Origin of the sequence: Acinetobacter sp. (assembly GCF_041911495.1) — a bacterium.
In the GTDB taxonomy this organism is placed as follows: Bacteria; Pseudomonadota; Gammaproteobacteria; order Pseudomonadales; family Moraxellaceae; genus Acinetobacter.
Genome location: NZ_JAYROT010000007.1, coordinates 1 through 13,728, shown reverse-complemented (window position 1 = coordinate 13,728; position 13,728 = coordinate 1). Strand labels below are relative to the sequence as shown.

13 protein-coding genes and 1 pseudogene are annotated in these 13,728 nt (G+C 41.9%); 8 read left to right on the top strand and 6 right to left on the bottom strand.

The features are described 5' to 3' along the window. Positions 1–113 (top strand): annotated as a pseudogene (locus ACE3PQ_RS00620) (IS1 family transposase); the annotation flags it as partial. 251 nt (positions 114–364) lie between these two features. Here the strand turns inward: ACE3PQ_RS00620 and ACE3PQ_RS00615 are convergent. Continuing rightward, positions 365–1,168 carry an NRDE family protein gene (locus tag ACE3PQ_RS00615; RefSeq protein ID WP_374294244.1) on the bottom strand — a complete coding sequence of 268 codons (804 nt, stop codon included), beginning with the start codon at positions 1,166–1,168 and terminating at the stop codon, positions 365–367. 406 nt (positions 1,169–1,574) lie between these two features. Between ACE3PQ_RS00615 and lgt the strand changes: the two genes are divergently transcribed. From lgt to ACE3PQ_RS00580, 7 genes are all read left to right on the top strand, one after another. After that, a complete protein-coding gene (lgt, locus tag ACE3PQ_RS00610; RefSeq protein WP_374294242.1) occupies positions 1,575–2,381 on the top strand; it encodes a prolipoprotein diacylglyceryl transferase in 807 nt (268 codons plus the stop codon). A gap of 127 nt (positions 2,382–2,508) precedes the next feature. Then, a complete protein-coding gene (locus tag ACE3PQ_RS00605) occupies positions 2,509–5,700 on the top strand; it encodes a type ISP restriction/modification enzyme (RefSeq protein WP_374294240.1) in 3,192 nt (1,063 codons plus the stop codon). A 101-nt stretch (positions 5,701–5,801) separates the two neighbouring features. Next, positions 5,802–6,644, top strand: a complete 843-nt coding sequence (thyA, locus tag ACE3PQ_RS00600) for a thymidylate synthase (RefSeq protein ID WP_374294238.1) — start codon at positions 5,802–5,804, stop codon at positions 6,642–6,644. A 64-nt stretch (positions 6,645–6,708) separates the two neighbouring features. Next, entirely contained in the window at positions 6,709–7,233 is a 525-nt protein-coding gene (locus ACE3PQ_RS00595) for a dihydrofolate reductase (RefSeq protein ID WP_374294236.1), read from the top strand. 334 nt (positions 7,234–7,567) lie between these two features. Further along, a complete protein-coding gene (locus ACE3PQ_RS00590; protein WP_374294234.1) occupies positions 7,568–8,632 on the top strand; it encodes a DUF4105 domain-containing protein in 1,065 nt (354 codons plus the stop codon). Between the two features lie 99 nt (positions 8,633–8,731). After that, positions 8,732–9,253, top strand: a complete 522-nt coding sequence (msrA, locus tag ACE3PQ_RS00585; protein WP_374294232.1) for a peptide-methionine (S)-S-oxide reductase MsrA — start codon at positions 8,732–8,734, stop codon at positions 9,251–9,253. A gap of 91 nt (positions 9,254–9,344) precedes the next feature. Continuing rightward, a complete protein-coding gene (locus ACE3PQ_RS00580) occupies positions 9,345–10,136 on the top strand; it encodes a nitroreductase family protein (protein WP_374294230.1) in 792 nt (263 codons plus the stop codon). Positions 10,137–10,194: 58 nt separating this feature from the next. Here ACE3PQ_RS00580 and ACE3PQ_RS00575 read toward each other — a convergent pair whose 3' ends face one another. The 5 genes from ACE3PQ_RS00575 to ACE3PQ_RS00555 form a co-directional block, all read right to left on the bottom strand. Then, entirely contained in the window at positions 10,195–10,599 is a 405-nt protein-coding gene (locus tag ACE3PQ_RS00575) for an ExbD/TolR family protein (protein ID WP_374294229.1), read from the bottom strand. Continuing rightward, positions 10,599–11,222: a MotA/TolQ/ExbB proton channel family protein gene (locus ACE3PQ_RS00570; RefSeq protein WP_374294227.1), complete on the bottom strand. Its 624-nt coding sequence runs from the start codon at positions 11,220–11,222 to the stop codon at positions 10,599–10,601. The genes ACE3PQ_RS00575 and ACE3PQ_RS00570 overlap by 1 nt, the downstream gene beginning before the upstream one ends. A 47-nt stretch (positions 11,223–11,269) precedes the next feature. Then, on the bottom strand, positions 11,270–12,028 hold the full coding sequence (locus tag ACE3PQ_RS00565) for an energy transducer TonB (protein WP_374294225.1): 759 nt from the start codon (positions 12,026–12,028) through the stop codon (positions 11,270–11,272). Positions 12,029–12,248: 220 nt separating this feature from the next. Continuing rightward, positions 12,249–13,115 carry a formyltetrahydrofolate deformylase gene (purU, locus tag ACE3PQ_RS00560; protein WP_374294223.1) on the bottom strand — a complete coding sequence of 289 codons (867 nt, stop codon included), beginning with the start codon at positions 13,113–13,115 and terminating at the stop codon, positions 12,249–12,251. An 80-nt stretch (positions 13,116–13,195) separates the two neighbouring features. Next, the coding region (locus tag ACE3PQ_RS00555; RefSeq protein ID WP_374294221.1) for a TetR/AcrR family transcriptional regulator at positions 13,196–13,728 on the bottom strand (533 nt) is incomplete at its 5' end.

Below are 13,728 nucleotides of genomic sequence, written 5' to 3'. Positions count from 1 at the left end.
GGCATCGAATCAGGCGAGGCTTTAGGAGAAGCTGCAACTTCTCCAAAAAGCTTGAAAATCATTTCAAAGCCTTTGATTTAGTGTTCTTTTATATCAATAATGGATTCGTTTAATGCCAGCATACTTTTTGAAACACCACCTTATTTCGAAGTTCTTGGCGACGTTGCTTATATTCAGGTCTATTAAATATTTGGTCTGACATTATCTTCCGCCCTCTAAAACCCCACCCAACCTCCCCTTTGAAGGGGAGGAGTATTTCCCATTTGAAACCAACATCTACTAAGAAACGGAATCCCTCCCTTTTCTAAATGGATGGGCTGCTACAGCAACGCAAGGGAGGGTTTTATATGATTAAGAAAAATAACTAACTCAAATCCACATCCACTTTAACAACTTCTCCCAATTTTTCACCATATTGCGTTTTTTCCCACCACTGGAATTGGTTTTGATTCTGCTCTGCTTGCATGAATAGAAAATTAGAACAACGTGTCCCATAGACTGGACTTTGGATAAAACTCGATGAAAGCAACTCTTCCATTTCTAAGCTAATCCCTGTATTTGGCAATTTATCCGTTTCGATTTTGCGTTGATCTTCTAACACATCCCAAGCCGCAGGTAGAGTTTGCTGTTCAATATCAAAATCATTCTTCAAATCAGGTTGTTGCAGTAGTGGCAAAAATTCTTGGGTAAAGCGTTTACGCAGATGTGCGGTTTTTTCCCAATGCTCACTCATCAAACCATTGGACACCACATAGACACCGCGCGCCAAGACTTGTGGTGCTTCGCCTCGATTGCTCATATACACCGCTTGCTGTTGATCACCCACGATCAAATTAAAGCCTGCATAATCATTTTGGTTTTTTTCCAATTGCTGAGCAAAACGTAGTGGTGCTAAATTGGATGTTAAAAAATCACGAATTAAATCACCTCGTGAGGTGGCATATTTTTGATCCGTTTTTTCCCGAAAATTGGTCACCACCGCCCAACGAGCTGATGGCGTGATACCCATCCATGTGCCGCCCTGCTCTAAGTCTTGCCCTGCATAGAGCTGATCATCTTGCCAATAGTGAAGCTGCTTGGTCGGACGATGATAAAACTCATCTCGATTGGAAAGGAGTAATAACGGAAACTCATCGATGCTCTGCCACGCCAATGCCACAATACACATAATTGATCAAACTTCTTTATTCATTCGATTAGACACATTGAATGTACAACATTTTTCATATTTTTCCTTTACAATTCCTGTCAAAATGATGATAGCAATCATTTATTTATTTAGGGTCTGTTGACATTTCACAGATGCTTGCGACAATGGGTGTTTTTTAGACGATACTAGGCAAGAATGATGAAATTTAGTCATTCTAAATGAGTCATTCATAACGACGTAGCGTCAAAAAGCACCCTTGTCCTGAAAGGTTATGGCTAAAATTGCCATAAACTTCGTTATGAAACTTGGTAAGGGAGCGACCATTCCCTGCATTTCATGCCTCGTTTATGTGATTTTAGCCAATAACGCAATGCATGGTTGAAATATCAACAGACCCTATCTTCACAAAAAGGAATTTCTGCGAATGCTGACCTATCCAAACATTGACCCTGTTGCATTATCCTTAGGACCTGTCACAGTCCATTGGTATGGACTGATGTACCTTTTGGCATTTTTATTTGCATGGGGATTGGCAACTTATCGTGCCAAGCGACGTGAGGGTTGGAACTCAGAAATGGTGTCCGATCTGATCTTTTTCGGGGCACTCGGTGTAGTGATTGGTGGTCGTGTTGGCTACGTGTTGTTCTACGGATTTCAGCAATTTTTAGAAAATCCGATTTGGCTATTCCAAGTCTGGACGGGTGGCATGAGCTTCCACGGTGGTTTCATCGGTGTGATGTTGGCGATGATCTTTTGGTGCCGAAAATACCAAAAAGCATGGTTTGAAACTTTAGACTTCATTGCGCCATGTGTACCGACTGGTTTGATGTTTGGACGATTAGGCAACTTCATCGGAGCTGAGCTATACGGTCGTGAAGTGACTAATCCAAACTATCCATTTGGCATGATTTTCCCAACGGATCCATCGGCTTTAATCCGCCACCCTTCTCAGCTCTATCAAGCTTTGTGTGAAGGCTTGATTTTATTTATCGTATTGTGGTGGTTTAGTTCAAAACCTCGCCCTCGCATGGCGGTATCAGCAGTCTTCCTCATGGGTTATGGCTTGGCTCGCTTCGTGATCGAATTCTTCCGTGAGCCTGACAATGGCGTACTCTTCATTGGATGGATGAGTAAAGGACAATTCTTGAGCTTACCAATGATTTTGATTGGCATTTGGATGTACTGGTATGCCTATCAACGTAAAATTTATGATTGGGGCATGAAGTCCTAAGTGTAAGTTTCAGAAATCTAGGGGCAACAGCCCCTGATTTTTTGCCACAAGAAAATGATTAAGCATGGATTTTTTCTAATAAAAAATATACAGTTAACTTTACACAGTAAGGGAAAAATTTGACCTAATGAGCGACCACATTTCAGACTACCTTCACACCCTGAATCAACGCTACCAATTGGGCAATGCCACAGAGCATACCTTCCGTGGTGATCTCGCACTGCTCATTGAAAAAATTGCCCCAAACATCACCGCCACCAATGAGCCAAAACGACAAAAATGCGGTGCGCCAGACTATATTTTGACTCACAAAAATATTCCAATCGGCTTTATCGAAGCCAAAGACATTGGCGACAAAGACCTTGATGGGCAAAAGAAAACAGGCAATAAAGAACAATTCGACCGCTACAAAGCACAGCTCAACAACATTATTTTCACCGACTATCTCGACTTTCACATTTATCAAGATGGTGTATTGATTAGCCAAGTGGCTATCGGTGAAGTGGTTGCCAATCGCATCCAAGCCAAGCCTGAAAATTTTGAATCATTTGAAAATCTACTGAAAGACTTTTGTCGTTACGTTGGTCAGACCATCAAAAGCCCAAAAAAACTAGCCGAGATGATGGCAGCCAAAGCTCGACTACTGTCTGATGTGATCGAAAAATCCATTGATAATGACGAAGATCGCCTTGAGGACAGCACGCTCAAAGATCATATGGATTCATTCCAACAGATTTTGATTCATGACATCACCGCCAAAGGCTTTGCCGATATCTACGCACAGACCATTGCCTATGGGATGTTCGCCGCACGTTTGCATGATCCGACATTACCGACCTTCAGCCGTCAGGAAGCCGCCGAGCTGATCCCCAAGACCAATCCATTTTTGCGTAAGTTATTTGGTTACATCGCAGGTCCTGATATTGACGATCGTATCAAATGGATTGTCGATACTTTGGCGGAGATTTTCCTGCATTGTAATGTCGAGCAAATCCTCAAAGACTATGGTCGTGCCACCAAGATGGAAGACCCGATCATTCATTTCTACGAAACGTTTTTGAGTGAATACGATCCAAAACTGCGTAAAGCCCGTGGCGTATGGTACACCCCTGCGCCAGTGGTCAACTTCATCGTACGTGCGGTGGATGACATTCTCAAGACCGAGTTTCAGCTACCACAAGGTTTAGCCGACACCAGCAAGACCACGATCGATATCGAAGCCAGCGGTACAGCGATCACCAAGGGTAAAGCCAAGGGCAAAAAGATCACCGAGAAAAAAGAAGTCCACAAAGTGCAAATCCTCGATCCTGCTACGGGGACAGGCACCTTCCTTGCCGAAGTGGTCAAGCATATCCACCAAAAATTCGCAGGGCAACAAGGTATCTGGAGCAACTACGTCGAGTCGCATCTCTTGCCACGGCTCAATGGCTTTGAACTGCTGATGGCGAGCTATGCCATGGCGCATCTACAACTGGATTTACTGCTCACCGAGACAGGATACAAGCCAAAACAACAGCAACGACTACGGGTCTATCTGACCAACAGCTTGGAAGAAAGCCACCCTGATACAGGCACACTATTTGCCAATTGGTTAAGTGCAGAAGCCAATGAAGCCAACCACATCAAACGAGATACGCCCGTGATGTGCGTGATCGGCAATCCGCCGTATAGCGGTGAAAGTGCTAATAAAGGTGAATGGATTATGTCGCTCATGGAGGACTATAAAAAAGAGCCTGGTGGCAAAGAAAAACTACAAGAACGTAACCCAAAATGGATTAATGACGATTATGTAAAATTCTTGCGTTATGGACAGCACTATATTGAAAAAAATGGTAGTGGCGTACTTGCCTTTATTAATCCGCATGGCTTCTTAGATAATCCAACCTTTCGGGGCATGCGTTGGCATCTACTCAAAACCTACGACAAGATTTATACCATTGATTTGCATGGTAATAGTAAGAAAAAAGAAACCGCATCTGATGGTAGCTTAGATCAAAATGTCTTTGACATCATGCAAGGCGTATCAATCAATATTTTTGTTAAAACAGGCAAAAAGAAAAAAGATGAACTTGCTAAAGTCTTTCACCACGATCTCTATGGTCTACGTGAAGATAAATATAATTTTTTAATCAATAATAGCATTGCGACTGTGCAATATCAGCATATTCCAAATGTTGCGCCAAACTACTTTATGGTGCAAAAAGACTTTTCGCTTGAAGCCAAATACAATCAAGGCATCAAAATTAATGAGTTATTCGAATTAAATAATGTTGGTATTGTGACTTCTCGAGATGGTTTCGTTGTAGATAAAGATCAATCAGTCCTTGAAAAGCGCGTTAAAGACTTTTTTTCATTATCCAAAGAAGAATTACAGCGAATTTATGGGTTAAAAGAAAACAAAAGTTGGAAAATAGATCAGGTCAAAATTAAAGCTAAAGCATTTCAGCAAGAATTTGTTCAGAAAATTACTTACCGACCTTTCGACATACAATTCATTTATTACAGTGATGATATGATCGAAAGAGGTCGCAAAGATGTTATGCAACATTTTTTACATGGTGGAAATTTAGGTTTGATCATTGGACGACAAGGGCAAGTAGTAGGTTCAATGCTTTGGAATCTTGTTTTTATTTCCAAAGCAATCACAGACTTCAACCTCTATTATCGTGGAGGAGGTGTACTTTTCCCTCTCTATCTTTATAATGACACCACCCAAAATACTTTAGACGAACAAGCGATCCGAACGCCTAATTTAAACCAAGAGATTGTCGAACAGATCGCATCCAAGATTGGCTTAAGCTTTACCGATGAAAAAGAAGATATCCAAGGCACATTCGCACCGATCGATATCCTCGACTACATCTACGCCGTACTACATTCACCCAACTACCGAGAAACCTACAAAGAATTTCTCAAAATCGACTTCCCACGTGTACCGTATCCAACCGACACCAAAAGCTTTATCGAACTCGCTAAACTCGGCGCACAACTTCGCCAAATCCATCTACTGGAAAGCCCAAGCGTCGAACAATACATCACCGAATATCCCGAAGACGGCGACAATATCGTAGAAAAACCCATCTACAAAGACGGCAATGTCTACATCAACGACAGCCAATACTTCGCCAATGTGCCTGAGATTGCGTGGAACTTCTACATCGGTGGCTACCAACCTGCACAAAAATGGCTAAAAGACCGCAAAAATCGAGCATTAAACTTTGAAGATATCCTGCATTATCAAAAAATCATTAAAGCTTTAAGCGAAACTCACCGCCTGATGCAAAGCGTCGATGACATCTTGATCATCGAATCGAGTTAAAAAAACGAGTGAATCAATTGACTACTTTTTATATCAACTTTTTTGTTAATATAACGCAAGAACATATGTAATATTCGCTCATCACAGCACTGGAAATCATCATGCGCCAATACCTCAACCTTCTCGACCATATTCTGCAAACAGGCGGAGATAAAGGCGACCGTACAGGCACAGGAACTCGCTCGGTGTTTGGTCATCAGATGCGTTTTGATTTGTCCGAAGGCTTTCCACTGCTTACCACAAAAAAAGTACATTTCCGCTCGATCGTCATCGAACTGCTTTGGTTTTTAAAAGGCGATACAAATGTGCAATATCTACAAGACAACAAAGTGTCGATTTGGGATGAATGGTCTACCGCAGAACAGACTGCTCGATTTGGACGACCTGAGGGCGAATTAGGGCCTGTCTACGGTCATCAATGGCGTAATTTTGGCGCAACAAAAAAGGCAGATGGCTCTTACAATTCTGACGGTTTTGACCAAATCTCTTGGTTGGTGAACGAGATCAAAACCAATCCAAACTCTCGCCGTCTGATCGTGTCAGGTTGGAATCCGAATGAAGCAAGTCAAGTAGCACTGCCACCATGCCATACGCTGTTTCAATTCTTCGTTCAAGATGGGAAATTGTCTTGTCAGCTCTATCAGCGCAGTGCTGATGTGTTCTTAGGTGTGCCGTTTAATATTGCAAGCTACGCTTTGCTCACACACATGATTGCACAAGTGTGTGGACTCGGTGTCGGTGATTTTGTCTGGACAGGTGGCGATACACATCTCTATAGCAACCATTTTGAACAAGCAAAATTACAATTAACCCGTGAACCACTACCGCTTTGCCAGTTAAAATTAAATCCTGAAATTGATCATATTTTTGATTTTAAATTTGAAGATATTGAAATTGTAGACTATCAGTCACACCCTGCGATCAAGGCAGCGGTGGCAGTATAAAATTTCTGCCTCATTTGCTGAAAGTTAAAATGAAATAAAAATTAGGGAAGATGAGATCAAATCTATGGCATATCAAAATATCGAAGTCGTCCATGTCGTTGCTTGCGATGAGAAGCAATGTATCGGTAAAGAAAACCAATTGCCGTGGCATATTTCTGAAGATTTGCAACACTTTAAACACGTGACGCAAGGCGGTATCGTGATCATGGGACGCAAAACTTTTGAGTCGATGGGTCGCCCTTTACCCAATCGGATTAACTGGGTAATTACTCGTGACTCGAATTGGTCACACGATGGCGTACGTATTGCCAACTCGATTGATAGTGCACTGGAACAAGCCAGTTTTGATCTTGCGCAAGTGGAAAAGAAATCTTTATTTATCATTGGTGGCGGTGAGATTTTTAACCAGACTTTGGACATTGCCGATCGCTTGGAGATCACACACGTTGCGCTTGATGTACAAGGTGATGCCTTCTACCCTGCGATTCCTGAGCAATTTGTGTTAAGCCATTCCACTGATCATCGCAGTGCAAAAGACAATATTGCCTTCCAGTTTGCACAGTATTTACGCCAAGACAATCTCTGCTAAGACTGGATTTACTAATTTTTGCTTCATCAAAGTTAGCTAAGTTTTTGTATATTTTTACAATTTTTTGATGTTTCAAATCTATCTGTTTCGTGAACTGTCAGTTGCATGTTCGAGGACAGCACGATATATGCAAAATTAAGTTTGTCAAAGTATCTGCAAAATCTTGGACTCTGACCGAGTTTGCAACTGAAAAAATGGTTTTGCCTACTTTTCCCGAAAGAAAAGTAGGTCGAACCGAAGGTTAAATTAGATCGCTGATTCTCAACTGAATGATGTCACCGTATTAAATTATGTATTTGTTTACTCACAAAAATCGAAACCACGTTGAATTAAGATGAACGACATTGACTTCGATAAATTCCACAAAAGCATTTTCTTTGCTTTGCTCCATAGCTTCTTTTATCTCTTCATTATCCTGTCGAGTGCATGGCTGTGTTTGGCATTGTGGATTCATCAGCCGTTTGGACGTTTAGCGACTTATTTTATTATCGGTTTTTGGTTGTTGCTCTCAGGCAGTATCGCAGGGATTTATTTTAGCCAAGCGGTATTCCAACGTCGCACCGACATTCTAATTTATTTGGTGTGCTTTTCGATAGCATTGGCGTGGTACTTCGGCATGCAACCACGCAATGATCGGGTTTGGAATCCTGAAGTGGCAAAGATTTTGGACTATCAACGTGATGGTGATCAAGTCACCATTGACAATGTCCGTGATTTTGTTTGGCGTGGTGAAGAGGATTATGATGTCCGTTGGCAGACGCGTCACTATGATCTTTCACAACTCAAAAGTGCCAATCTGATTTTGTCTTATTGGGCAGGCAATGATATTGCGCATACCCTGATGAGTTTTGATTTTGAAGATGATACAGGCAATCCAAAGCATCTAACTTTTTCTATCGAAATTCGCAAAGAACAACATGAGAGCTTTTCTAGTATCGGCGGTTTTTTTCGTAAGTATGAGCTCGCCATTGTCCCTGCGGATGAAAAAGACATTATCTATACCCGCAGTAATATCCGCCATGAACGAGTGTATATTTATCCGCTAAACAATCTACCCAAAGCTGAATTACAACAACTTTTCCTGTCTTATCTTGAGCAAGGCAAATCCCTCTCCACTGAGCCACGTTGGTACAATACCTTGTTTAGTAACTGCACCACCATCATCTTTGATATGGTTAATCACATCGACCCTGTGCCAGTGGACTATCGGGTCATTTTATCAGGACGATTACCGTCATATCTCTACGATCAGAATGCACTTGATCATCGTTACAGCCTTGTAGAATGGATGAAAATGGCGCATATCAATCCAAAAGTAAAACACTTCGAACAAGGCAAAGATCAATCTAGCGCAAACTTTTCCCGAATGATTCGTTCAGGTTTGCCGAAAGGCGACTAAGGTCTGTTGCAACTTTTCTGCATGTACTTACAAAATCACTTTGCACTCTCACCCTAGATCATTTACAACTAAAATAAATAAACAATTGGGAAAATTCACATGCAACAAGCAATCTTTGGCGGTGGCTGCTTTTGGTGTACCGAGTCGGTTTTTTTACATGTCAAAGGCGTGCACAAAGTCGAAAGTGGCTATGCAGGCGGACAACGTGCCAATCCAAGCTATGAGCAAATCTGTACGGGTGCTACAGGTCATGCCGAAGTGATTCGTATCGACTTTGACGAATCCGAATTAAGTTTTGATCTGCTATTGGATGTGTTTTTTGCAACGCACGATCCAACCACATTGAATCGTCAAGGCAATGATGTCGGCACACAATATCGCTCGGTGATTTTTTATTTAGATGAAAAACAAAAAGAAATCTCCGCACAGAAAATTGCCGAACTGCAAGCTGAAGGATTAAATATCGTGACTGAGCTAAGCCCTGCACCAACCTTCTACACCGCAGAGGAATATCACCAGAATTTCTACGCACGCAATCCAACACAAGGTTATTGCAACTTTTCGATTCCACCAAAACTATCAAAACTGCAGGCGAAGTATCCTAACTTATTTAAAAACTGATTCGATTTAAGATTGTTTTATAGTTGCTTTTGCATCACTCGACCCAATAACCAAATATATTCGGCACATAGATTTAGGAAGATCATATCTCATGGCAAAACAATCAACACAAGACCCATTGTCTAACCACCCAGAATGCAATGAGAAGAAGCGTTACTTCGAGCCAGCACCCCAAGACATTGATGTGGACAACTTCCGTAAAGTGGTTGAAAGCCGTCGTTCTGTGCGTAAGTTCACTGATAAAGCGATTCCTGCCGATGTACTTGATGCTTGTTTAGATTTGGCTTTACTTGCACCAAACTCATCGAATCTACAGCCGTGGACATTCTATGTGGTGCAAAACCCATCGAAGAAAAAAGCGTTGGTGAAAGCTTGTCTAGGTCAGCTCGCTGCTAAGACTGCATCGGAATTGATCGTTTGTGTGGCACGTACCGATCGACTAGACGATATGGCAAAGCGTAACTTGAGTGAGTTTCCATTTCCTGAAGCACCGCCTGCGGTACAGAAGTATTATCGTTTTATTCCATACAATTATAAAACAGGTTATTTCAATGCCTTAGGCAATTTTAAGCGTTTTGCATTTACTGCGGTACGTGCTTTAGATAAGCAACTGCCTGTAACTGCATTTAATACTGCCGATGCAAAATTGTGGGCAACAAAAACGACGGCGCTTGCTTGTGAAAACTTGGTATTGGCTTTGCGTGCTTATGGTTTTGATAGCTGTATGATGGAAGGTTTCGATGAGCCGATGGTGCGCAAGATCTTAGGACTCAATAGTCAACAACATCCTGTAATGGTAATTGGTGCAGGCGAACGTGCCAAAGATGGCGTGTTTTTCCCGCAATATCGTTTTGATCGTAATCTATTTATCCAAAAAGTTTAGAAACTTGATGAAAAAAAACAGGACGCATTTAGCGTCCTGTTTTTTTTATGATTTTACTCTAATTTTTACTAACAAATGAAATATCTGAAAGACCTTGAGTACTTGCCAACGCCATAACTTTCGCAACAGAATCATACCTAGCACTATCTTCAACATGAAGCAAAATCGTCGCCTTTTGTTGCTGACGGCTTTCTTCCTCAAATCTAGCAGTCAATAATTCGATTGATGTAGGTTTGTCATTTATAAAAATTTGATTATTCCGATTGATATAAATATTCAATGGCTCTTTTGGTGGCTCTTGAACTTCCGCAACAGTCTTCGGCAGACTGAGAGGAACGGACGGATTCGCAACCGTTGCAGTCACAAGGAAAATGATCATCAACACCAGCATAATGTCGATCAACGGAATGAGGTTCATCTCCGTCATGCCTTGATCATTTTCTTCTCCTAAAGAAAATGCCATTATGCTTGACCTCCAGCAAATTGCGTATTGGTCGAATCTGCTTGTGCCGTTTGTGTCGTTTTCTTATCCTGCAAGATCGTATCAATCAACAAACCATGTGCATGATCATGTAAGTCATGTGCCAAAGCACGGTTTTGACGTACACAGATGTTGTACGCCAACACCGCAGGGATCGCTACAGCTAGACCTAGACCAGTCATGATCAATGCTTCACCGACTGGCGTCGCCACTTGCGCTAGACCTGCTTGACCACTTGTACCAACAGCAACGAGCGCATGGAAAATGCCCCACACTGTACCGAACAAACCAACAAATGGTGCAATTGACGCAATCGTACCCAGTACAGACACGCCTTTATCCGCATCGGTTTTTTCACGTGACATCTGTTGCAAGATGGCTTGCTCTGCCGCTGCTTTACGTTGATCAAATGGAATACCAGTCAAGCGTGCTTGTAGATTATCCAAAACTATTTGCATACGTTGCTTGGCATTTTGCTTGAGCTGACGAGTACCCAAAACACGGATAATAAATAATGTCCAGGTGATGATCGACATCGCAAGCAAGATAAAATAAAGAGTCTTACTTACCGCATCTGCATGTTGCCAATACACTGAAAAGTTCATGACAGAACTCCTTAAATTCAAATATGTTGTCTAAGCCCTGCGGCTGATTACTGTAATTGGAATGGTTGCTCTGCATAAAAAGGCATTGCAACACCATTTTCGGTATATGGATGGAAGCGAGCAGCTTGTACAGCTCGAATCACTTCTTTATCTACTTTTGGACTACCACTTGATTGCTTGATCCGCGCCTTGATTCGACCTGTTTCATCGACATCAATACGAACAACTACCATCGGATTAGTCACATCTTCCAAATCTTTTGCTTTAAGTCGTGGTTTAGGCTTACTTTTCCACGCCACACTCGCTGCATCGCCCAAGTTTCGAGGAGAAGTGTCTACCTTTTTAGGTTGCTCTTTCACCTCTTCTTTCGGCTGTTCTTTGACCGTTTCTCTAACTGAAGTAGATGTGGTCACTTTTGTTTCCGCTGATGGCATCTCTACCTTTTTATCAGGTGCTTTTTCTTTCACCTGTTGGACTTTTTCTTTCTTCTTCGGCGGTTCTTTCGGCTTTTCTGCAATCTGAACTTTCTTCGGCTTTGGTTTTTCCTTCGGCGGTTCAGGTTTTGGTTTCGGTGGCTCTGGCTTCGGTTCAGGCTTTTCAACAATCTTCACGAACTTAACCTTCACAGGCGGTGTCGGTTCGATTGGTCTAAGCTGCATCGGTGGCATATTGGCAAGCGCCCATAGCACACCCACGTGCAATACCAACACACCGATCACTGCACCAATCACTTTCTGCTTATGCGGAGATTGCCTTGGTGGTGTCTGATTTGGATTGGGAGAAGATCCGATAGATGATTGACCCATCTAAGATGTCCTAATATATGTCACATAAAATTCAACCGATGTAAGATTGCGATCCTCAGCATCGGTTGCTTCAATAAAAGTTGCCTAATGATAAATGAGAAGTGTTTTCATTTTCAACCTTTTTATTGTATTTTCTGTTTTTAGAAGCATAAAAAAACACAACCTCGGCTGTGCTTTTTCTAAATATTTTTAAGAAACGTGATGATAAAAGTGTAAAAACTTAATCAAAAACAATCGTCTTATTACCATCGACGATCACACGATCTTCCAAGTGCCAACGCACCGCTCTTGCCAGTACATTACGCTCTACATCTTCACCGAGCTCACGCAACTGTTCGATACTGTAGTCGTGGCTCACACGCTCTACATCTTGTTCAATGATTGGTCCTTGATCAAGATCGGCTGTGACGTAGTGCGCTGTTGCGCCAATCAGTTTGACGCCCTTTTCATAGGCTTGCTTATACGGATTAGCACCAACAAAGGCTGGCAAGAAAGAGTGATGAATATTAATAATTTGCTGTGGCCACTTCGCCACGAAATCTTCGCTCAAGATTTGCATATAACGTGCAAGTACCAATAAATCATTGCCTTGCATCATCTCGTCGATCTTGGCATAGGCTTCAACTTTATTATCTTTATCGACTGGAACCACGTGGAATGGGATACCAAAGCGTTCAACTTTATCTCGTAGTGTTTCATGGTTGGAAATGACTTGAGTAATTTCACAAGGCAATGAACCACGAGAATGACGCCACAACAGCTCAAGCAAAGCATGATCAACTTTAGACACCAAGATACCGACTTTTTTCACGTCGCTGACGCTATTAAGCTTCCAATCCATTGCATATTTTTCTGCAACGTTTTTGGCAAAAGTCGAGGTCAATGTATCAAGTCGAGTCGCAAGGTGATCGAGTTCAAACTCAACACGCATGAAATATTGTCCACCCTGCGCTTCGGTCGCATATTGATCAAGCGCAGTAATATTGGCACCTTGATGATATAAAAAGCTTGAAACCGCCTGTACGATGCCAGGACGATCTTCACAAGTAATCAAAAGACGTGCCGTATTTTCGGTAAACATATTCATGGCTTAGTTACATCACAACATGCTAAAAATTGCGCTAGTGTACCGCTTTTTTTCATTCAAATCCGCAATTGATGCGTGTTTTAATCAGAATCCGCAATTTTTGTAGGTGAATTAGACAATACTGCAAATAAGTTTGAGTCGCCCATATTGCCCAGTAACTGTTCATAAGTTTCTCGACTTTCACCGCGCAAGTAAGGCCCTTCTAAAAACACCATCTGACGCAAGGCTTGCCATACCTGCGCTTCCGAGTTTTTATCATCAGTCAAATGTCCTGACATATAGAGAAAATTTGACCAATTGGTGAGCACAATCCATAAGTTAATAATCAGCGCCTCGATCTCTGCAGGGGTCATCTCCATCAGCCCCACATCGACAAAACCTTGATAAATCTTTTGCCCTTGTTGCATCACCTGACTGGCGAAAATCGGATAGAGCTTTTGAAATTCAGGATTGGCTTCGATCAAGTGGTGAATATCTCGATGTAAAAAACGATACGACCAAAGCTGTTTACTTAACGACTGAAAATATTGAATTTTATCATTGCTATTTAAAGCCCGCCCTTCTGGCATGTTGAGCACATCAACGGTCTCTTGACGATATTGATCGAACAACT

Coding starts and splice junctions, on each gene's coding strand:
- ACE3PQ_RS00575 (WP_374294229.1), bottom strand. CDS start 10,599: ATGGCATTTTCTTTAGGAGAAGAAAATGATCAAGGCATGACGGAGATG.
- ACE3PQ_RS00605 (WP_374294240.1), top strand. CDS start 2,509: ATGAGCGACCACATTTCAGACTACCTTCACACCCTGAATCAACGCTAC.
- thyA (WP_374294238.1), top strand. CDS start 5,802: ATGCGCCAATACCTCAACCTTCTCGACCATATTCTGCAAACAGGCGGA.
- ACE3PQ_RS00595 (WP_374294236.1), top strand. CDS start 6,709: ATGGCATATCAAAATATCGAAGTCGTCCATGTCGTTGCTTGCGATGAG.
- ACE3PQ_RS00590 (WP_374294234.1), top strand. CDS start 7,568: ATGAACGACATTGACTTCGATAAATTCCACAAAAGCATTTTCTTTGCT.
- lgt (WP_374294242.1), top strand. CDS start 1,575: ATGCTGACCTATCCAAACATTGACCCTGTTGCATTATCCTTAGGACCT.
- msrA (WP_374294232.1), top strand. CDS start 8,732: ATGCAACAAGCAATCTTTGGCGGTGGCTGCTTTTGGTGTACCGAGTCG.
- purU (WP_374294223.1), bottom strand. CDS start 13,115: ATGAATATGTTTACCGAAAATACGGCACGTCTTTTGATTACTTGTGAA.
- ACE3PQ_RS00615 (WP_374294244.1), bottom strand. CDS start 1,168: ATGTGTATTGTGGCATTGGCGTGGCAGAGCATCGATGAGTTTCCGTTA.
- ACE3PQ_RS00565 (WP_374294225.1), bottom strand. CDS start 12,028: ATGGGTCAATCATCTATCGGATCTTCTCCCAATCCAAATCAGACACCA.
- ACE3PQ_RS00570 (WP_374294227.1), bottom strand. CDS start 11,222: ATGAACTTTTCAGTGTATTGGCAACATGCAGATGCGGTAAGTAAGACT.
- ACE3PQ_RS00580 (WP_374294230.1), top strand. CDS start 9,345: ATGGCAAAACAATCAACACAAGACCCATTGTCTAACCACCCAGAATGC.